This is a genomic window from Mucilaginibacter angelicae, from assembly GCF_042434235.1.
Classification (GTDB): domain Bacteria; phylum Bacteroidota; class Bacteroidia; order Sphingobacteriales; family Sphingobacteriaceae; genus Mucilaginibacter; species Mucilaginibacter angelicae.
In genome coordinates this window covers 55,297-75,952 of record NZ_JBHLTS010000017.1, presented here as the reverse complement: position 1 = coordinate 75,952, position 20,656 = coordinate 55,297, and the positions used below count along the sequence as shown (strand labels likewise).

At 42.2% G+C, this 20,656-nt stretch carries 15 protein-coding genes and 1 tRNA gene; 7 read left to right on the top strand and 9 right to left on the bottom strand.

Features of this window, described 5'->3' with window-relative positions:
• Positions 1-82: 82 nt before the first annotated feature.
• Complete coding sequence (locus tag ACFFGT_RS05325; protein WP_377021473.1) at positions 83-2,176, bottom strand: heavy metal translocating P-type ATPase; 2,094 nt, start codon at positions 2,174-2,176, stop codon at positions 83-85.
• Between the two features lie 118 nt (positions 2,177-2,294).
• Here ACFFGT_RS05325 and ACFFGT_RS05320 point away from each other — a divergent pair.
• Positions 2,295-2,371 (top strand) — tRNA-His (locus tag ACFFGT_RS05320).
• A gap of 43 nt (positions 2,372-2,414) precedes the next feature.
• Here ACFFGT_RS05320 and ACFFGT_RS05315 read toward each other — a convergent pair.
• Both ACFFGT_RS05315 and ACFFGT_RS05310 read right to left on the bottom strand, forming a co-directional pair.
• Positions 2,415-3,089, bottom strand: coding sequence for a LytR/AlgR family response regulator transcription factor (locus tag ACFFGT_RS05315; protein ID WP_377021472.1), 675 nt, complete (start codon positions 3,087-3,089; stop codon positions 2,415-2,417).
• Positions 3,086-4,165, bottom strand: coding sequence for a sensor histidine kinase (locus tag ACFFGT_RS05310; RefSeq protein ID WP_377021471.1), 1,080 nt, complete (start codon positions 4,163-4,165; stop codon positions 3,086-3,088). Before ACFFGT_RS05310 ends, ACFFGT_RS05315 begins: the two co-directional genes overlap by 4 nt.
• A 184-nt stretch (positions 4,166-4,349) precedes the next feature.
• Between ACFFGT_RS05310 and ACFFGT_RS05305 the strand changes: the two genes are divergently transcribed.
• Positions 4,350-5,438 (top strand): redoxin domain-containing protein, encoded by a 1,089-nt coding sequence (locus ACFFGT_RS05305; protein WP_377021470.1) that lies wholly within the window; start codon positions 4,350-4,352, stop codon positions 5,436-5,438.
• A gap of 875 nt (positions 5,439-6,313) precedes the next feature.
• On the top strand, positions 6,314-9,484 hold the full coding sequence (locus tag ACFFGT_RS05300; RefSeq protein WP_377021469.1) for an ABC transporter permease: 3,171 nt from the start codon (positions 6,314-6,316) through the stop codon (positions 9,482-9,484).
• Between the two features lie 255 nt (positions 9,485-9,739).
• Here the strand turns inward: ACFFGT_RS05300 and ACFFGT_RS05295 are convergent, their stop codons facing one another.
• A complete protein-coding gene (locus ACFFGT_RS05295) occupies positions 9,740-11,254 on the bottom strand; it encodes a serine hydrolase (protein WP_377021468.1) in 1,515 nt (504 codons plus the stop codon).
• 751 nt (positions 11,255-12,005) lie between these two features.
• Here ACFFGT_RS05295 and ACFFGT_RS05290 point away from each other — a divergent pair.
• Positions 12,006-13,061, top strand: a complete 1,056-nt coding sequence (locus tag ACFFGT_RS05290; protein WP_377021467.1) for a hypothetical protein — start codon at positions 12,006-12,008, stop codon at positions 13,059-13,061.
• A 172-nt stretch (positions 13,062-13,233) separates the two neighbouring features.
• Here ACFFGT_RS05290 and ACFFGT_RS05285 read toward each other — a convergent pair whose 3' ends face one another.
• From ACFFGT_RS05285 to ACFFGT_RS05265, 5 genes are all read right to left on the bottom strand, one after another.
• Positions 13,234-13,953 (bottom strand): hypothetical protein, encoded by a 720-nt coding sequence (locus ACFFGT_RS05285; protein WP_377021466.1) that lies wholly within the window; start codon positions 13,951-13,953, stop codon positions 13,234-13,236.
• 145 nt (positions 13,954-14,098) lie between these two features.
• Positions 14,099-14,755 carry an FkbM family methyltransferase gene (locus ACFFGT_RS05280; RefSeq protein WP_377021660.1) on the bottom strand — a complete coding sequence of 219 codons (657 nt, stop codon included), beginning with the start codon at positions 14,753-14,755 and terminating at the stop codon, positions 14,099-14,101.
• Positions 14,746-15,258, bottom strand: coding sequence for a cysteine peptidase family C39 domain-containing protein (locus ACFFGT_RS05275; protein ID WP_377021465.1), 513 nt, complete (start codon positions 15,256-15,258; stop codon positions 14,746-14,748). The genes ACFFGT_RS05280 and ACFFGT_RS05275 overlap by 10 nt, the downstream gene beginning before the upstream one ends.
• An 11-nt stretch (positions 15,259-15,269) precedes the next feature.
• Entirely contained in the window at positions 15,270-16,007 is a 738-nt protein-coding gene (locus tag ACFFGT_RS05270; RefSeq protein ID WP_377021464.1) for a nucleotidyltransferase family protein, read from the bottom strand.
• A 21-nt stretch (positions 16,008-16,028) separates the two neighbouring features.
• The gene (locus ACFFGT_RS05265) at positions 16,029-17,060 is read right to left on the bottom strand and encodes a glycosyltransferase family 61 protein (RefSeq protein ID WP_377021463.1); all 1,032 of its coding nucleotides are present in this window, start codon (positions 17,058-17,060) and stop codon (positions 16,029-16,031) included.
• A gap of 175 nt (positions 17,061-17,235) precedes the next feature.
• Here ACFFGT_RS05265 and ACFFGT_RS05260 point away from each other — a divergent pair, with 175 nt between their 5' ends.
• The 3 genes from ACFFGT_RS05260 (at position 17,236) to ACFFGT_RS05250 (ending at position 20,508) form a co-directional block, all read left to right on the top strand.
• The gene (locus tag ACFFGT_RS05260; RefSeq protein WP_377021462.1) at positions 17,236-18,306 is read left to right on the top strand and encodes a glycosyltransferase family 4 protein; all 1,071 of its coding nucleotides are present in this window, start codon (positions 17,236-17,238) and stop codon (positions 18,304-18,306) included.
• 241 nt (positions 18,307-18,547) lie between these two features.
• Positions 18,548-20,149: a cysteine peptidase family C39 domain-containing protein gene (locus ACFFGT_RS05255; protein ID WP_377021461.1), complete on the top strand. Its 1,602-nt coding sequence runs from the start codon at positions 18,548-18,550 to the stop codon at positions 20,147-20,149.
• 116 nt (positions 20,150-20,265) lie between these two features.
• A complete protein-coding gene (locus ACFFGT_RS05250; protein ID WP_377021460.1) occupies positions 20,266-20,508 on the top strand; it encodes a hypothetical protein in 243 nt (80 codons plus the stop codon).
• The last annotated feature ends 148 nt before the right edge of the window (positions 20,509-20,656 follow it).

The window sequence follows — 20,656 nt, the reverse complement described above, 5'->3', positions numbered from 1 at the left end:
AACATTAAGCTTCAAAAATAGTAAACTTTGGCCTAACCGCTAAAACTAATGGAGCTAAAAAGCTGCCATGAACCATGATCTATTATCTATCAACTTTTTTAATTTTCAGCCTTAAAGAATTTCCTATTACTACCACATCCGAAAACGCCATAGTGAGCGCGCCAACCATAGGGTTAAGGAAACCCATGGCAGCTATAGGGATAGCTATAATGTTATAAGCAAAGGCCCAAAACAGGTTTTGCTTTATGGTAAGCAGTGTATGCCTGCTGATCTGTAAAAACTTGATAACCGATTGCAGATCGGTATTAAGCAGCACCACACTGGCCGACTGGATAGCAACCTGGCTGGCATCGTTCATGGATATGCCCACATCGGCATGGGTTAGGGCAGGGGCATCATTAATGCCATCGCCTATCATAATGGTTTTGCCTTTTTGCTTGTAAATATCAATTGCCTTTAGCTTTTCATCAGGAAGCCTTTCTGCATGTACCTCGGTAATGCCTAATTGATGGGCAACACTAAGGCAACGGTCTTTTTTATCCCCGCTTAGCAATACGGGGGTTATACCCATTTGTTTAAGCTGGGTTATAAGCGCGGCGGCTTCAGGTTTTATCTGGTCATCAACAGCAATTTGCGCCATCAGTACCTGGTTTTTATACAGTACGATATTGAAATCGGCCTCGTGGTTTGCTTTGGCTGTACCTAAAAAGTAGTGGTTACCGTGGATATCTTCGGCACGCATGCCCAGGCCTTTTTCTTCCTTAACCGATTTTAAAATGAGTTTTTGCTGAGGCAGTCCTTTTAATCCGTTTACAAGCGATTTAGCTATCGGGTGATTAGAACGTTCTTCAATGGCGGTGATCATGCCCCTGATGTGCTCAATATCGGCACCATCCTCAATCCTGATCTCATTAACGGTAAATTTACCGGTTGTAAGGGTACCTGTTTTATCAAACACTACGTATTTAGTATTGGTAACCGCTTCAATAGTATCGCCGCCTTTTACCAAAATGCCGTTCTTGGCTGCCCTGCCTAAACCAACCATAACCGCGGTAGGCGTAGCCAGGCCCATAGCGCATGGGCAGGAAATTACCAGGACAGCAATGGCATTCATGATGGCATGCTGCAAGCCCGAGCCGCCCACAAAATAAGTAAGCATAAAGGTGATAAGCGCTATCAGGATCACCGCCGGTACAAATATAGATGCAACTTTATCGCCCAGTTTTTGTACAGGCGGTTTGGCCGCCTGAGCCTTTTTCATTAAGTCAATGATCTGGGCAAGGATGGTGTTTGAACCAACCCGGGTTGCCAGCATGTGGAAATTGCCGTTAACCAATATAGTGCCACCAATAACCTTATCATATTTTTGTTTGTCAACAGGGATGCTTTCGCCGGTAAGCATGGCCTCATCAACTGAGGCCTGACCCGAAAGGATCTCCCCGTCCACAGGGATTTTATCGCCCTGGTTAACCAGCAGGGTATCGCCGGGGCGAACATCTTTGGCATCGATCAACTCAATATTGCCGTTTACAATACGATTAGCGTTTACCTGCTGAAATTTGATCAGGTCTTTTACTGCCGAAGTTGTTTGGCTCACCGAACGTTTTTCAAATACATTACCCAGCAGTACCAATGTAATGATGGTGGCGCAGGTTTCATAAAACTGGTATTGGGCGCCCAGATTTTGGATGGTACCAATAAGGCTGTATATAAATGCCGATGTGGAACCTACAAAGATGAGTACATCCATATTGGGAATCCCCCCCTTAACCGAACTAATGGCACTTTTGCCAAAATGTAAACAACCAACCACAAAAACCGGAAGGCATAACAATAACTGGACTATAGGTTGATGCAGAAAATGCCAGGGCAGCAACATGTGCAGTAAAAGCGGAGTGGTAAAGATGGCGCAGAAGATAAATTTGCTCTCTACCCGCTCATAAAAGGGCACCGAGTGGGTGCTGATATCATCAATAACTTTAAAACCTAAATTTTCTATACCTTTTTTTATTTCAGGCAATTTTGCTTCGTCGCTGGTTGAAAATTTTACCTCTTCGCCGGCAAAATCAACGAGGATATTATGTAAACCCTTTTTTTCGAGGAATTTATGGACAGACATGGCGCAATTATTACAGTGCATACCAGTCACATTCAGTTCAATTAATTGCTCAGCCATATTTACAAAAATACCTATTAATTATAATCGTTCTAAACTAAACAGGTAAGTTTAATGTAATTTTAAAAAAGAGTTTGCAAGTAACCAATAGTTTTCTATTTTTGCACTCTCCAAAACGGTAGATGTAGCTCAGTTGGTTAGAGCATCGGTTTGTGGTACCGAGGGTCGTGGGTTCGAGCCCCATCATTTACCCCAAAAGCCTCTCATGAAAATGAGAGGCTTTTTTTGTGCGCTATTATTAACCGATTTTTTCCAAATTATTTCTATAGTTTTCGCCGACAGGTATCCGGTCATTACCAACCTGAATGCTGTTTTTGTCGACCAGATTAACCAGGGCTTGATTAACCAAATAGGAACGGTGAACGCGCAGAAATGCCGGTGAAGGGAGTAATTCGCTTAGGTATTTCATCGTCATATGCGTTAAGTGGTTACCCGTTTTGGTGCAGATCAGGATATAATCTTTTACGGATTGTGCATAAAGCAGATCGGCATGCTGGATTTTAATTAACCGTCCAGATACCTTAAAATAGGTGTAGTCTTTAGGCGCCCTGGTTTCAGGCTGCCAAACTTTCAGCATTTTATGAATGCTTTTCGCAAACCTTTCATAAGTGATCGGTTTGAGCAGGTAGTCAATGGCTTCCATTTCAAAACCCTTTACCGCGTGTTCGGCGAAAGCGGTTGTAAATATGACGGCCGGCGGGTTTTTAAGAGAACCGGCAAAATCCAGACCGTTTATACCGGGCATTTTAATGTCCAGGAACATCAGGTCAACCTGCTGGTCATGCAGTACCTTAAAAGCATCAATTGCATTTCCACACTTGGCGACTAATTCCAATTCTGGTGTGCGGCTGATAAAATGCTCCAGGATCTCCAGCGCGAGCGGCTCGTCATCAATAATGATACATCTGATCATGCGTTGGGCAGGATTAAAGCCACCTCATACATTTCAGGCGTTTCGTTATTTTTCAGCTGATACCGGCCGGGATATAAAATATCCAGCCTTTTACACACGTTCTTGATCCCTATACCGGCGCTTTCTTTCGCTTTGACAGTTTGTGGTTTGCTGTTACTAACCTGCAAGGTCAGATCTTCTTCGGTCTGGCAGATCACTATATTTACAAACCCGTTTTGTATTTCTTCTTCCAGCCCATGCTTAAAGGCGTTTTCGATAAATGGCAGCAATAATAATGGCTCAATGCGGTATTCCGGCCGGACACCCTGTACATCAAACCCGATATGAATATGTTGTTGATAGCGTATTTTTTCGACTTCAATATAATCCGACAGAAAAGCCAGTTCCCGCGATAAGGATACGGTTGGCTGGTCGGCTTCGTAGAGAATGTACCGCATCATTTCACCCAGGCGGACCACCATGGGGGCGGTTTGTGTGGATTGCTTAAGCGCCAGTGCATAAATATTATTGATCGTATTGAAAAAGAAATGCGGGTGGAGCTGAGTCTTAAGATAATTGAGTTCAGAAACCAGTTGCTGCTCTTTCAATGCCTTCATGTCCTGGTCCTGCGTGAATGACCTGACCAGGAAAGCCAGCCCGGTTAATGGAAAGATCGTCGAGATCAGCGGGTAATTGAACGTAAAAAAAATCCTTGGGTTAACTAACTCCTCCAGCGCGCGTTTACGGAACGCCAGCGATATGAGATCGCTATGGATCAGCACCCAATTCGTTACATATTTATCAAATACACGGTTGAAGATGACGAAAGCGAAGCTGCATAACACAACGCCAATAAGACTGCGCCGGAATACATATACCTTTAAAAACCCCCAATAAAAAATAGCGTAACAAATCAGTTCCAAAGATTCGGTCACCAGCCGGTAGCCAAAGTCGTTGCTGAATTTAGCGATATTATGTTCTTCGTAGACGCTGTATTCCAGGTCACTGATCAGTGAGATGGCGAAGGAGATAAAAAATATAAAGCCGAGTTCCATCCAGAAATATTTCCGGTTTATGTTAAAGAGGTTCGCCTTCATATCGCAAAATAAGGATTATTTGCCGGGCCCGGAATGAAGGTAGCAGCTTTTTCGACTAAGCCCTGTTTTTTTTCGACTAAATTTCCGAGCGCCCGCCTCGTCGAAAATATCAGCTGCCCGGTCTAATTCTTCAAAATACTATCATACTGTCTTGTAATTTTGAGATGAATAATCCCCCCGCATTATGAAATATCTCTTCGTTCTATTAACCGCCTGTATTTTATCAGCTTTTGCTTTCACCCCTTCTGTCCCTGGTTATCAGATCAGTGGCAACGTCAGCGGGTTGCCTGATAGCACATGGCTTTACTTGCGGACAGCTACACCTGATAAAGAAGTTGACTCCTGCCGTGTCATCGGCGGTAAATTCAGCATGACCGGTCGGATCGCTGAAAAAGCGGTGCCGGTATACCTGCATACCGCAAAATACACCAACTATGTCCATTTTTGGCTGGAAAATACAGTGATCAGCGTGAACCTTAAAGCTGGCGCGTTTAAAAAAGGGCTGATCATCGGCTCGGCTACCGAAGACGAGGACAGGCGGCTGGACCGTTTACGAAAACCCTACAATGAAGCAGCAGACAGCCTGGGGCAGGTTTTAGCGAAGACAAAAGATAGCACCGAGCGTGAAGGCCTGCTATCCCGGATCAAGTCAGCCAACGACGAGGGAAAAGAAGTGGAAAAAGACTGGGTAAGAAAATATCCGAATTCGCTGGTGTCAGCCAATATTCTGAATATTTACGCGATCACCTGGGGAAAGGAAACAACCCAGGCGCTCTATCAAAAATTGACACCGGAAATGAAAGCCACTCGCTACGGCCAGGAGATCAATGATTACCTACTGTTAAACAGGAATCTAAAAGTGGGCGACCACTATGCCGATTTCGAGCAAATGAATACGATGGGAAAAGTAGTTAAGCTATCACAGGTCAAGGGCAAGTATATATTGCTCGATTTCTGGGCTTCCTGGTGCGGGCCCTGTCGTGAAGAAAATCCCAAACTTGCACTAACGTATGCCCGCTTTAAAGCCAAAGGCTTTGCTATCCTAAGTGTGTCCATGGATGAAAGTAAAAGCCAATGGTTAGAGGCGGTAAAGAAGGATCAGCTGACCTGGGAGAATGTCAGCGATCTGCGCGGCGATAAAAACAAGGCCACATTGATGTATGGCATCAACGCGATACCCAACAATTTCTTAATTGATGAGAACGGAATTATTATAGCCAGAAATCTGCGCGGAAAAGAATTAGATGATAAACTGGAAAAGCTGATGCCATAGGCTTACTGCAAGGTTATTCTAAGCAGCATCTGTCATTCATCGATCTTTTTTAATAAGGTTATTCTTCCAAAATTTTTGAGAAGCTGCCTGTTTTAATCAATTCTTCAACAAAATGGTCCGGATTCTGCACCGTTATCCACCCAAATGTAGCTGGCTACAAAGTAGCCAGCTACATTTGGGTCGGTTATTCTTATTGTTCAGGCTGAAACTATGTCCCATTACCTTGATCGGGTGGGATAACGAAGTCAAGGACAGGTGATCAGTAACCTAAAAAAACAGATCGGTCTTTTTTACCCCAGCCCGGGCCATCTTATCAGGAATGGAATATTTAATTTACATATTCCAACACGACAAACAAGGGATCAACTTTTTTAGTGTTATCTTAAGAAAAGATAACCTGTATAGTTTATTCCAGGGTTACCAAAATCCAAGATAGCCACTTCCTGACGGGTGGTGTTATTTCAAAAACGGACATCCCTCCGTTCGCTTTTGGTACGCCATCTATTTCAATATGTTACTAATGCGCTATTTGTCAGTATTTTGTAAATTTGGAACAGTGATTGACTATATTGCTTTGCTTGAGATTCTTTACATCCCATATCAGCCCGTATGACATAATCTCCCTGGGAACCTTGTTCACGGGGCTGACACTTGCGCTGCTTTTAGGATTCTCTAAAAGGATCGGCCAAACAGGTAACCTGTTTTTAAGTTCTGCCTTAGCAGTAGTCGTATTTAAGACCGGTGGGCTTACATCGCTTTTTTTACCGGCCCTGGGTCCGCTGTTGTATATTTATGTGAGGCAACTAACATCCCCGGACCATCGGTTCAACCGGAAAGATATACTACATTTTTGCCCCTTACTTGTGGGGTTTTGGATGCCAACCTGGGTAATTTTAATTTCGGTCATTATCTATTTGTACCTGTCGCACCGGAAGATACAGGATTTCTATAGCCGATTACGCCCGGTGTTGATGGATAGACCGCGTTTTGCTTTCCGACGGCTTGAGCGTGCATTTGTTCTGCTTGGCTTATTCTGCGTTTTTGCGCTGGTTAATGATGTTTTTTGGTTTGCAGTTGCCTTTGTTCTGATCGGGATTACTGTAGAAGCAACGCTTAAACCAGATATTGGCACTCAGCTGACAATGCCAATAACTGATCGGTCGGATGCAAGGGAGAAAGGCCGGAGGCTAAAAGAAACAGTAGCGGCAAACCGTCTTTACGGGGATGCTGAATTGACATTGGCCACATTGGCGGTGAAACTGATGATTCATCCGCATGATTTGTCCCGTATCATGAACATTGGACTGGAAAAAAACTTCAGCGATTTTATAAATGAATTCCGGGTTCGTGAAATTGTCCGAAAAATGCGGGACCCCGCTTACGACAGGCTGACACTGCTGGGTATCGCCTACGAGTCGGGGTTTAATTCTCAAAGGACTTTCCATCGCGTTTTCAAAGAGATGACCGGCAAAACCCCTTTGGAATATAAAAATAGCCAGAGGAAAGAACTGCCAATTGATAAGTTGGCAGCCCAGTCACGAATACGGCCAGTAATATTGCGTTCAGAAAGTCCATCACATTGGGCGCCTGAAACATTAAAACGTAATATGATGATACGGAATTATTTTAAAACAGCCTGGCGCATCCTTTGGCGCAACAAAATCTATACTTCCACCAACGTCCTGGGACTTGCTTTAGGTATATGTGCCTGTATTACCATCTACCTGATCTCCAGTTACGAACTCAGTTTTGATACATTTCACCCCGACAAGGATCGCATCTTCCGGGTGATGACCACCGCCCATTTTGCCGCTGGTGATAAGGATGTGATGAGTAAAGTGCCCTATTCCTCGGTGGCTGCTGCCCGCCATGAGCTTCCTGATATTGAAGCGATTTCCGCAGTAAGCATGTACTATGCCAAAATCGGAGTGCCAGATGGTAATAAGCCAATCAAAAAATTTGACAGTTCAATCGATGGAGCGTACTATCCGGGCACGATAGTGGCCGAGCCTCAATATTTCAAGATCTTTAATTATCACTGGCTTGCCGGAAGCCAGCAGACCGCTTTGAATCAGCCTTATAAAGTAGTACTTACCCTCAGCCGGGCACGAAAATATTTTGGAAATGTTGATCCCGGGGGCCTGCTGGGCCGGGAAATCGTCTATGACGATTCGCTTCGTGTGCAAATCTCGGGAATTGTTGAAGACTGGAAGAAAAATACAGACTTCGCATTTACCGATTTTATCTCTTACAGTACGGTTCAAAACAGTTTCCTGAAAAAGGCTTTTGCAGACGACTGGAACCATATGTCCACCCAGGCTTTTGTTAAACTTGCTCCGGGTACCAGCCAGGAAAGGGTAAATGCCGGGTTTGCCGCTATCGTTAAAGCTTATGCACCTAAAAACCCCGATATACGGCTTACGCTGTGGCTGGAACCGATTACAAAAGTGCATTTTGACGCCGACGTTGTAGAAAACCAGATTCGTACAGCCGATCTTCCCATTGTATACGGAATGATCGGTACAGCCGTATTTATCCTGTTACTGGCCCTGGTTAACTTCGTAAACCTTGCCACCGCCCAATCCATTCAGCGCACGCGGGAAATGGGGGTCAGGAAAATAATGGGCAGCAGCAAGACCGGGATCATGATACAGTTCCTGATAGAAACCTTCCTGGTAACTTTTTTTGCATTGATCATTGCTTTGTTATCAGTTAATCCAGTACTTTCTGTATTTAAGGCATTTATTCCCCCGGGAGTCAGTTTCAGGCTGCTGGAAACCAATACCCTGCTTTTTACATTAACGATAACGCTGGTCACTTGCTTATTTGCAGGCCTTTACCCCGCAAGAACATTAGCGGCCTATACCCCGGCTTTAAGTCTGCGAGGTACAGCAACGCCAGGTGGCCGACATTGGTGGCTGAGAAAAGGATTAATTGTTTTTCAATTCACCCTGTCGCTTGTTTTTATTATCGGCAGCCTGGTTGTTCACCAGCAATTAAGGTATACCCGCAGCAAAGCAATGGGTTTCAATACTGATGCCATTGTCATCCTGCCTACCAGCCGCAAAGCTACCACAAAACAAATTGATGTACTGGCGCAGCAATTAAAACAGATCCCGGGCGTAAGTATCGTAGCCAGCGAACAGTACACGCCTATGGACGGCAGAGATGGCAACATCGCGCTGAAATTGAACGGGATAAACGGAACGGAAACCCGTATACCTGAATTGTCTGGCGATGAACATTATTTGTCGCTATACGGCATGAAGCTGCTTGCCGGACGAAACCTTTTACCAGCAGACAGCTTGAAGGAGTATGTTATCAATGAAACCTTTTTGCATCTTCTTGGTCTTCATGAACCACAGGAAGCTATCGGCAAAATGCTGCTTTATCAAAACAAGCCTTACCCCATTGTGGGTGTAGTTGCCAATTTTCATGAAAAGTCCTTCCACGAAAGCATCAAACCGGTCTGCATCGTAAATATTCCAAAAATGCAGCAGGACCTTGCCGTTAAGCTGGCTGTCAGCGACAAACAACCTGCCGCACTGAAGCTAACCCTGGCACAGATAGAAAAGTCATGGAAGGCGATGTATCCGGGAGATGTGTTTGACTTTCGTTTTTTTGATGAATCGATAGCACTTTTATATGAAAAGGATTACCGCACAGCAAAATTGATTAATGCAGCAACATTTATCGTTATCTTTATTTCCTGCATTGGGTTATTTGGACTAACGATATTCACCACCAAAAGAAGAACAGCAGAGATCGGGATACGGAAAGTACTTGGCGCAAGTGTAACCAATATTACCCTGATGCTCTCCAAAGATTTCGTTATCCTTGTACTGGCGGCATTGGTAGTTGCCTCTCCAGTTGCCTGGTATCTGATGGACCGGTGGCTGCAAAACTTTGTGTACCGCATCGCGATAAGCTGGTGGATGTTTGCCTTGTCGGGCATAGTGGCAATCGTTATAGCTCTAATGACCATCAGCTTCCAGTCGGTCAGGGCTGCTATGATGAACCCGGTTAAAAGTTTGAGGAGTGAATGAACTGTTGTAAATAAATAGAACTTTAAGCCGCTGTAAATGTAACGCCAATGGTCAAAAAGTGATATTTAGCTTAGTTTGAATTTGCACCATTAACGTCTTCAAATCCGGGCAGTTTTCTGTAAATCCGCTATAAACTGGTTCGAAATCAGACCCATCATTTACCCTGATTTTTAAAGAGGCTGCCCCTTTTGAGACAGCCTCTTTTTTGTTAATGCGGTGATAACATTGACCACGGGTTGAAATATTATCCTGGTGTCATTTAGTACGCCCGAAAACAATATCACTCACCATTTCTTCAAGCGGCATCGTAATATTTGCAATTTTGCCGTCATTATCGGTATTGAATTTTAATTTCCCACCGGGTGACGCATCAAAGACATCAAAATTGAAATGCTTCAGGCTTAGGTCCACCTTATTCAATCTTGCCTGCAGCTGGTCCCCCTTCAGGTATATTTCAATTGTGCCATATCCGGGATTAAAGTATTTTCCCGTATAGTCATTCAACAAATGGGAAAGCGGCGAAGGTTTGACTATAGTGGCGGGTTGAGCGGTATTGGGTTTATGCATACTGGCATAATAGGCTTTATAACCGGCGAACCAGTCGGGCCAGTCGCCAATTTTGCCCGGAAGATCTGTCCGTCCCGCGTTCAATAGTTTATCTGAAATATAATCACGTATCAAACTGGTGGCGTAGTCGCCGAATTCGTTGGATAACACCACAATTCCGATCCTGTGCGGGCTGCTGTAGCCGTTAGCTGCCGGATAAAAACAAACGGAAGAGTTCGACGTGCGCCCCGTACCGCTGTGTTCAGCCCGGAAGTGCCCGCCCCTGAATGCGGACAAATACCAACCCAGCCCATAACTGTAATTGTCGATCGGCATCTGCGGATGAACAGCTTCCTTTACGTACCAGTCAGGTAAAACCTGTTTGTCCTTGTATTTGCCGCCATTCAGCCATGCAATCAGCCATTTGCTCATATCCATAACCGACGAGCTGATGCCGCCGGCAGGGCAATTGGGATTGGGGTCAGTCCCGTAATCAGCGCTCAGGATCTTCCCTTTTTGCTCATCGTAATAATAGCCCAGGGAATGATCAGGACTGTTCATCAAACCGGCGGTGGTTAGGCTGGTATTAGACATCTCCAGTGGCTTCAGCAGCCGTTCTGCTATATTTTGCTCATAACTTTGCCCGGTTATCTTTTCAGACACGACACCCAGCACGGTATACATCAGGTTGTTGTACTGATACTTCTCTCGCAACTCGGCAAAGGGTTGTAAATACCTGATACGATAGACTAAACTGTCCCTCGGCCCGGCATTATCAAAAAAATCAGACACCTGGTCGTGCCTCGGCAGCCCTGTACGATGCGCCATCAGGTCTCTGATGGTCGCGTGTTCGGTTGTATAATTATTATAGAACCTGAACCAGGGGATATATTGACGCACCGGTTGGTCGAATCCAAGTTTCCCTTCATTGGCCAGGATACCACAAAGGGCATCTGTAAAAGCTTTCGTACATGAGTTGATGGGGAACACCGTATTCGGCGTTACCGGCAGCTTTTTTTCATAATCGCGGTAACCAAAGCCTTTGGCGTAAATAACCTTATCGTTCTCCACAACCGCAACGGCGAAGCCTGCAATATGGAACAGTTGGAGTACACTATCGGCATAGCGGTCCATACCGGCAAAACGCGGATCATCGGGGCCTGTCTGGCCAAAAGCGGTTAACGTGGTCAGGCAGACCAGCAGGAGGAGGATTGATTTTCTCATGGCAATGGTTTATTTCCGGTTAAAGTTAAGGTCACTATTTAATTTATATTTCATTTTGCCTTTTAGAGCCTGGTTAGATGAGGTGCTCCCGTCGGGAAAGTTCGGGTTGGCGCCCATTCTTGTTTTGAAGGTTTTCTTAATTAAAATGTCATTCTTTAATGTTAAATAAAACATTAGTTATTTATACGTACGTTTTTTATCGTAAGAATAGTGCCAGTTATATAAAATGCTGTTATTGAATGGAATAAAAAAAATGAAATAGTAATTAAGCTGTATCAAAAGCGAACAATAAATGTTCGATTAAGAACACTGGAGTAGTCAGAAATAGCAGGATAATTGTCAAAAGACCATGCCTGTATCAGACCAGATCGCCCCAAGTCATATCATCCCAAAGGTTCGGGATTATCCTGTTCCAGCTACCTTCAGGGTCAATGGGGGCAAGTCGGAAGATTTGAGGCTCCATTGTAGCGTTTTTTAAATACTCTGCTATGGATAAAATGAGCATTTACCTAATCGCTCAAATATCCCCGGAAAAATGCCAATTAAATAAATCAAAATCGTTATGCTCTTTCAGATTATTCTGCAAATCGACCAATGTCTTCAAATCAGCTACAAAACGCCAAGAAATTTATACGGTCATCCACCCCGAAAGCCTCTCAAGAAAATGGGAGGCTTTTTTGTTTGTATTAGTTGCTCAAAAAATCTATTTTTAAGCATCTCAAACCTGCGTTATAACTAAACACTTATCATAATGAATAATAAAATTGTAGCATACCTGGCACTTATCTTAACGTTGCTATTTGCTGCCTGTAAGAAAGATGCCGGCAAAGGTCCATTTGTTAAAGTCGTTCCTAAAGATACCACAAAAACAACCCCTCAAGATACAACCCCTGTAAATACTAACACCGCGAATGTTTATGTAGGTGGTACCGTTTTCGATTCGTTGGCAAATGCTTACCAGGCCGTATACTGGAAAAATCAGGTTCCGGTAGTTTTAACACATATAAAAAAAACCGCGTCGGTAAACGCCATTACTGTTCAAGGTAATGATGTTTATGCTGCAGGCTATGTACAAGACGAAAATGGTAACTACATTGCAGCCTATTGGAAAAACGGGGTACAGGTAAATTTAACTGACAATACTACAAGCGCTTCAACATCGGCTATTGTTATACAGGGGAATGATGTTTATGTGACCGGATTTGTTGATTTTAATGCTGTTTACTGGAAAAACGGCCAAAGGTTCGTTCTTCAGGGTGTTAACGGGCCAGGCGGCTCGACAGAGGGCATGGTGATACAGGGATCTGATATTTACATTTCAGGAAATAGCAGGGGCCTGCCTACTTTTTGGAAAAATTTTATACCTGCAACTCTCCCCAATAGCAAACCCGGCTATGCTGGCAATATTGCGGTACAAAACAGTGATGTATACGTAACTGCCTCCTATCCAAAGTTGAACAAAGCTAATGTTACCTATTGGAAAAACAGCATACCTGTTACGTTAGGCGACGGTACTATAGCAATATTAGCCACCAAACTGGCAGTAAGCGGACCGGATGTATATGTAGCTTGTTTTACAGAAAAAGGGGGCGGCTATTTTAAAAACGATAAATTAAACTTCCTTTCCGGATCTGCTGCAGATGTATATGGGATTGCTGTAATTAATAATGATGTATATATCGCCGGGCAATCTACTTATCAAAAAAAGTCGGTTCCTACAGTATGGAAAAACAGCAAGCCATTGTATCTTTCAGCACCAATTGGGAAAAGCGGCTATTTATCGTGTATTGCAGTTACGGCCTTATAGCCGCCTTGTTTAAAGGCCTTTTTTATAATTTAAGTTTTATGAGAGATCTGTTATTTCAATCAAATTTTCAATAAATGATTCTGATGCTGTATCATTATTGATCTGAATGCCTCTATGAAAATAGGAGGTTTTCAGGTGTTACGTTGATCACGCTAACTACGGCCAGAATCCTTTATTCTTTGTATTTATAAAATATCAATGACTTGTCTGTTAAGTCAAGTTTTATTATTCCACTCCTTATTCCCATAAATACATTTTTATCGTCAAATGCTGCAATTGAATTAGGGTACAAGCTACTCCAAAAGGCTTCTTTAAAAACAAGTTCTTTTTTGAAGTCTTTAACTATATAGAAATTTTTGTGTGTCGCAATAAGAAGTTTGTCTTTGTAAATGGTAAATGCTTCGGGGGCATCCTCAAATTTAACAAGCTGAGTAAATGTGAATTTTTCGCCTGTTGTATGAAGCTCAAATAGTGCACCTCCGCTATAACTCATGTGGGCAAGCCCTTCTATGAAATATATCTTGTTTTCTAATTTGAAAATGAACTTGATGTTTCCTTCTTTAATATCAATATTTTTTTTCGTGGTGTCTGATGGTTTAAAGGTTAATTGCCCGCCCCATTCGCCTCTATTTACCCCAATAAGAGTTCCTGATGGTATTTTTAGTACACTTTTATTTACCTCGTTAACTTTTTTGATGTCAAGCTTGCCATTAACAATTGATACTCCAAACTCATTTTGGGAGCCGTTTAATACATACCATTCATCGCTTCCAACTTTTGGAGGTGATGTTTTGATAAACTCCCCGGGAATTGAGAATGGAGTTTGCCCACAACTTATTAGCGTTAAAGAAGGAAGTAATATAAGAACTAAAATTATTCGCTTAAAAATCATAGATCGTTATTCAATTTGTACACAATTCATAAATATATACAATAATCTACCGGATAAAATAGTGCCCGCATTTTTTATACTTAAACTTCAAATACCTACTATTCAATCAGTTCATCTATCAAAATCGTTTGGATTAGGCTTCTGATTACTTACTGCCCAAAAATCTTCTGGCAGGAGGAATCCGGTTCACGTTTTCCCAAAAGCGTACCAGTTTTTTATCATTTACCCCTTTCAGGTATTTCTTTCGCTTTACAAAATAGGCATTGAATTCCATCACTTCTCCTTCAAACAGACCGGCTGTTTCCAGGTGGCGCAAGTAAAAACCTTTACTATTTAAAAAGTCATTGATCCCGGTAAGTGATTTTTCCCCTTTGTAAATCGGAACCAAATGGGTTTCGAGCTCAATACATAATACACTATCCAAAGCTTCTCCGAAGCCATTCAATACAGCATATTCATAGCCCTGAACATCTATCTTTACAAAAGCCGGAGGATCAAGTTTGTGTTTTAAAATCAAATCATCAAACCGGTAAATTTCAACCGGCACCTTGTCAATTACCCTGAAGGCTTCTTTAACAGGAAATCTGCTTAAAGCACCCGCATCAGGTTCTAATATCGACGAACATGATTGGGCCACAGTGATATTCAGGATGGCATTTCCGTTAATATCTCCCAGGGCATATGGAATGATGCTGGCAGCAGGGTACATCTTCGTAATGTCTTTTACCTGGTCCTGATCGGGTTCAACCAATATTAAATTAAAAAAATCGTCACCAACAAACTGTTCCCATTTTACAGGCAGCCCGTAGCTTGCACCAATATCCAGGTAGGTGATCTTTGCAATAATGGTTTCGTATTAAAAATACCCGGGGGCTTATTTCCAGGTAGTTCGGCTTTCAATTTGTTTCCCCGTCGTTTTTTGAGCTTCGCCGCCGCTTTTTTGTCTATCACTAAAACAATGCCATCGCCACCGTACTTTTCTTCAAAGCTTTTTAGCGATATGCTGTCTTTACGATATGTTTTATTTGATAGCTCAATAGTATCGGCGGTGATAGCGCTTACCAATACATATTCGGTTACTTTGCCGGGTACACATACGATAAACGGAGGCTGTAATGTATTCAGTTCGGTAAAAGATATTTTGCTGGCATGGTTATTTATCCCCCATTTTTTTAAGGTTTCGGTAAAGGATAAAAGACTTGGGTATTCGGGATGGCTGTTAAAATCATTACAAATATCCTGCACATCTATTGCCGCGTTTAATTCATTTATTAACTGCACCAGCACATATTCTGTATTAACCATTGCCGGGTTATTTAATTGTTAAATGTGATTTGGTTGATGCGGCCAATATCTTTATACCAGCCATTTTCAAAATAAACACTCTGTACTTTTAATCCCTGCCGGGCAGCGCGATTGAATGTATGAGTTATGGAAACCCCTGGCTCCAAAGCTGCTGCTTCCGATTTAAAAAAATCCCAGAAACGGCTATTCCACACGGCAATGCCCCAGGCGTTGTTAACTTTGGGTTCGGCCGGCTTTTCCCAAACCTGTAACACCTTTCCTGTCGCGTCAAATTCAACAGGGCCAAAATGCTGTGCTTCGTCGGTGGGGAAAATGCCTAAAACCAGGTCTGCATTTTTAGTTTGTAATTCGGTGATGATATCCCTGAAAGCCGTTGGCGGCGAAAAAATGGTATCGGGCATGGCAAAGCAAGTGATTTTATCACAAAGCCATGGATAGCCGGATAATAATGCATCGGCCAGGCCTAATGCTTTGCTGTTATACAGGTATGAAATACTATGCCCAAATTGCGCTCCATCTTCCAGGTACCGCATAATCTCGGGTTTCCATTCGGGCACTACGATGTACAGGTCATTTACCCCGCCCAGGTTCAAGGCCTCTAACGAATGTTCAATCAGCAGCTTGGGCCGCACATATTCAGTTTCGTCAACAAACTGATAGTGTATGGGCAACAATTCTTTTGGGTATCTGAACGGGCGCATTCGGGTGGCAAGGCCTGCGGCAGGCAACAATCCGTAAATTTTTTCCATTAGGGGTATCTATTTACAAGGTTAAGTACACATCAGTTTTAAATTATCTTCAAACAGCTTCACATCCACAATAAAATTCGCATTAAAATAATCGTCATCAATATCGGTCGGGTCGCACACCTGCTGGTAGTAATCAAAACCTAAAGCAGCTGCCAGGTACCAGAAGGCCTTGCTATGCCAATCCTTGTCATTTGTTTTTCTTTTATGAAACTCAAGGATCCGGGCATTATCCTGCATGAAAAGCATGTTTGTTAAACCCGATCCGTGAATAGATACCAGGTATTTAGCGTGGGCGTAAATGGCCACCTGCTGTAAAAAGGTATAGTCCTCATTATTTATCACCGTAAAATTGTACCTCTGTAATATCTCTTCTAATTCTGCTTCGTTTTGTACCTTTTTGCGCTGCGCCTTTTTACGGCTAATATAAATCCGTTCGCCCAGTTCCGTATTTATACCACCGTTTAGGTCGATATAATTGAGATAGAAATGCCGTACAGCGGCAAGCATCTCCTGATCATATGAATCTACCCTGGCCTTAATTTGCGGGATACAAAGATTTTTTACCATAAGGCTTTTGCCCGATGGTATGTAGAATATATTTTTAAACCCGAACGGTTTAAGCGAGCCCATGATAAAATCAGATTTTGCATAATAATCGGGCAGCAGTAAAATCATCCCGTCCTTTTTATCCCTTACCATCCATGCCCTGAATATGCACTCCAGCAGCCAGTGATAATAGTTATACCATGGATGATGGATCAGTAAATAAGTATCAGCGTTGTTGAGTTCGATGAGGTTTTCGGGATGATCTTCTACATCGTAGTAAAACAGGGCGGCTTCATTTTGATATTCGCTGTACTGATGGGGGTGATCATGATGGGATTCCTTTATTAATCCCTTACCGTTTAAGCAAAAACCGGTATAGGTAACAAACACGTTTTTAAATACTTTTACATGTTGCGGCGCCAGCTCATAGCTAAGAAAAGGTTCAAAAAGCGGCATCTCACTTTCGGCCACATTTAATGGCATAGAAACGGCTATTCGCTTGTTCATAATAAAGGTTACGGTAATTGGTATGGCAATTTATATATAATGTAGTATTAAACAATTTTTTTATGTTTTTTTCTCTATTAAATATTTGCAAACATTAACTTAAGCTTAAATTAAAAATTAATTAATAGCTTAGTCTTACCGTTATAATAACCTTAACAAGCATCATTCGGGCACGATGAAAAAAGTACTTTTGATTACTGATGTTGATTTTTGGCAAAAAAACTCAGGGCACCGCACGCGAATAGCGGCGCTTATCAAGTACCTGTCGGGGCAAACTCAGCTAACAATTGTTATAGCCTGCCCTGTTCACGAAAGTGCAGAAACAATAATTGCCGGTAATTTAAATGCCGAATTTCATGTGCTCGAAAAAAACGGGATCCTTAATTCAACAGGCTATGCACGCCGCCTCAAAAAATTTATAAAAGGCCGTTTCTTTGATGCTGTCATTATAGAGTATATCCATTGCAGCTACTTTTTAAATGTTTTGGAGGATGGTACAAATGTAATTCTTGATGCTCACGACATTATAAGCGACCGCGCAGAGGAATTTAAAAAGCACAATTACGCCGGCGCCTTGTACGAAATTTCGAGAGAGACAGAAGTAAATATCTTTAATGTTTTTGACCATGTAATGGTACTATGCCAGCCCGATTATGACAGGGTAAAACAGATAATGGGTGCCGGCAATGTTTTATTATGTCCGCATCCTGTTGATTATAAGCAATATGTAATTAATGAAGATGTTAAGAATATAGTTTTTGTTGGAAGTGCTTATGTACCGAATGTAGATGCCATTAATTTTTTCATTAATGAATGCTGGCCTTCAATAGCCGCTAAGTACCCGGTTTTGTTAAATATATATGGTACCGTATGCCACGAGTTGAGCATAGCAACAACCAGTGGGATCCGGCTTAACGGTTTTGTTACCGATACAGATCAAATTTACGCCGGTGCAGATATCGTAATAAACCCGGTGAGATTTGGCGCGGGGCTTAAGATCAAAAATATTGAAGCACTTGCCTATGGCGTTCCGTTAATTACTACTACACACGGTGCCCGCGGCCTGGAAGCAGGCTTAAATAATTGTATGTTAATTGCAGATACAGCACACGAATTTACAGATGCTGTTGAACTGCTTATTAATGATTTTCCGCTTCGAAGGCAATTTAGCTTTAATGCCCAAAAATTGATAGAAACTCATTTTTCGGCCAAAAAATGTTTTGATCCCTTAATGGCCGTGCTTTGAGCCATCGCTAAGTTTTTTTGTCGCTACACGAAAAATTTAATTCAGGAGAATTATTTTTTAAATAAATATTTTGAATATTGTTTTTAATTATTAGCTTTAAAAACCAATTATAAGCACCTAATACCTAAGCAAATACTACTAAAATAGCCGATTACTGAATAGTTCTTTATAAAAGTGAAGGGTGCTTTCGCATGATTTACTTTTTAATTAAATATATATTCATTTTATTAATAGTATTCAAATGTTATCACTTAAAAATCTCCTCAAACCCCAGGGGGCACTATTTAAATTATTAAAATATCAAGGTATCAACATTGGCTCTGATATTATTAAAGATGAATTAGGCAAGCACCCCGACTCGCCCAGCATGCTTGCAATTTGCGACGTTTTAAGAGCCTTTGATATCGAAAACGACGCCTTCAGGTTAGATTTTGAGCGTTTAGGTGATTTGGAATGCCCCTTTTTGGCCCATACCAACAATGATAAAGGCGACCTGGTGGTGGTAACAAAAATGGAAGGTGATAGCTTTTATGTTTCAAACGAGCATTGGGAAAAACATAAACTGACTGCCGAAAACTTTAAAAAATTGTATACCGGCATTGTACTGGTTGTTGAACCATCAGAAAACTTTAATGCCGCTAAATTCAGAAATGTATTAAAAGATTATCAACTGCCCGTTATGATCCTGGGCCTTGCGCTAATACTTGCATCGGCACTGATATTTAACGCCGGTTACTTTGCAAATATGGGATGGCAAACCATATTGCTTACTGTTTTTAAAAGTGCGGGCCTCATTACCGCCGTGTTATTATTGATCCAGTCTGTTGATAGTAATAACCCGCTGGTACAGGTAATATGTCAAAGCGGGGGCAAAACAGATTGTAACGCTATATTAACATCAGAGGCGGCAAACGTATTTAATGGGCTTACCTGGAGCGAGGCAGGCTTTTTTTATTTTGCAGGTACATGGTTGCTGTTGTTATTTGGGGGCAATTCAGTATTAACCTGGCAGGCATTGGCAGTTCTTAACCTTATCAGTTTGCCCTATACCGTTTATTCTATTTATTACCAGGCACGTATTGCAAAACAATGGTGCGTTTTGTGCTGCACGGTACAGGCTTTGTTATGGCTTGAGTTTATCCCGCTTACTGCAAATTTTTTAAAAAGCGGCTTTTCATTTAGCGTTGATGCAAACGGCGCTGCATGGAGCACACTCTTTATCTGCATGGCAGCCCCGGTAATTTTATGGGTTATGCTGCTTAAGCCCCTGTTTTTAAAATCGCAGGAAATAAGAACTTTAAAACAACAGCTGCGCGAATTTAAATACAATACCGAGCTGTTTAATAAATTACTGGCCGAACAACCTGCTTATCCGCTGCCGGGCGATGAATGGAGTATGACCTTAGGTAACGTAGAAGCAAATAATGTTATCACCATGGTGTCGGGCCCGCATTGCGCCCCCTGTTCAAAAGTTCATAAACAGTTAGAAGAGTTATTGGAACAGAATGATAACATACAGGCCCGCATTATTTTCAAAACTCAAAATATTGATACCGATCCTACCACCCCGATAAGCCGGCACCTGATGGCTTTATATGCCCTGCCCGATAAAACGAAGGTGAAGCAGGCCATGCTTGACTGGTACGGCCAAAAGGTTAAAAACTATGATGATTGGGCAAAACGCCATCCTGTAAATTTTGATGAGGCCCAATATTACAAATTGGATAAGCAAAGGGATTGGTGCAATGCACTGGGCATTCATGCAACCCCTACGCTCATCCTGAACGGCAACCGCCTGCCCGAGCTATACCAGCTGCAAGACTTGAAATACATGCTTGACTAAAGCAACTCAACGATACTTTTTGGCCGAAGTAAGGAAGGAGTATGCACTTTACAATACATACCGCTTAAATTACCTGAGCGTGGTTTTGGTAAACAGCTAACTTTAGAATTGAAAACATGAAAAAAGAGAAATTAAGCCTCAGCGGCATCAAAAATGTGCTGAGCCGGGCTGAGCTGAAAAAAATTATGGCAGGCAGCAGTAACCGTTGTGATTATTGCGGCGCAGGAGGTTATGTATGCTGCGCTTGTTATTTTAACGGGCACCTTTCCTTAAAAGGCGCGTACTGCCATGATACATGTGCAGGGTTCTGCCAAACAGGCTTTGATACACAACAATTAAGTTGCGCATCCTGCCTTTAATGTACTATAACATATATAAAAGTCCGGCAAAATAACCGGGCTTTTATATATTAAAAACAATGCGATCTGGCAAATAAACGGCCTTTTATACATTCATACTTTAATAGCTGAAAATTTACGTGCAACGTATACCGATACTTTGGCCATA

Coding starts and splice junctions, on each gene's coding strand:
- ACFFGT_RS05325 (WP_377021473.1), bottom strand. CDS start 2,176: ATGGCTGAGCAATTAATTGAACTGAATGTGACTGGTATGCACTGTAAT.
- ACFFGT_RS05315 (WP_377021472.1), bottom strand. CDS start 3,089: ATGATCAGATGTATCATTATTGATGACGAGCCGCTCGCGCTGGAGATC.
- ACFFGT_RS05310 (WP_377021471.1), bottom strand. CDS start 4,165: ATGAAGGCGAACCTCTTTAACATAAACCGGAAATATTTCTGGATGGAA.
- ACFFGT_RS05305 (WP_377021470.1), top strand. CDS start 4,350: ATGAAATATCTCTTCGTTCTATTAACCGCCTGTATTTTATCAGCTTTT.
- ACFFGT_RS05300 (WP_377021469.1), top strand. CDS start 6,314: ATGCCAACCTGGGTAATTTTAATTTCGGTCATTATCTATTTGTACCTG.
- ACFFGT_RS05295 (WP_377021468.1), bottom strand. CDS start 11,254: ATGAGAAAATCAATCCTCCTCCTGCTGGTCTGCCTGACCACGTTAACC.
- ACFFGT_RS05290 (WP_377021467.1), top strand. CDS start 12,006: ATGAATAATAAAATTGTAGCATACCTGGCACTTATCTTAACGTTGCTA.
- ACFFGT_RS05285 (WP_377021466.1), bottom strand. CDS start 13,953: ATGATTTTTAAGCGAATAATTTTAGTTCTTATATTACTTCCTTCTTTA.
- ACFFGT_RS05275 (WP_377021465.1), bottom strand. CDS start 15,258: ATGGTTAATACAGAATATGTGCTGGTGCAGTTAATAAATGAATTAAAC.
- ACFFGT_RS05270 (WP_377021464.1), bottom strand. CDS start 16,007: ATGGAAAAAATTTACGGATTGTTGCCTGCCGCAGGCCTTGCCACCCGA.
- ACFFGT_RS05265 (WP_377021463.1), bottom strand. CDS start 17,060: ATGAACAAGCGAATAGCCGTTTCTATGCCATTAAATGTGGCCGAAAGT.
- ACFFGT_RS05260 (WP_377021462.1), top strand. CDS start 17,236: ATGAAAAAAGTACTTTTGATTACTGATGTTGATTTTTGGCAAAAAAAC.
- ACFFGT_RS05255 (WP_377021461.1), top strand. CDS start 18,548: ATGTTATCACTTAAAAATCTCCTCAAACCCCAGGGGGCACTATTTAAA.
- ACFFGT_RS05250 (WP_377021460.1), top strand. CDS start 20,266: ATGAAAAAAGAGAAATTAAGCCTCAGCGGCATCAAAAATGTGCTGAGC.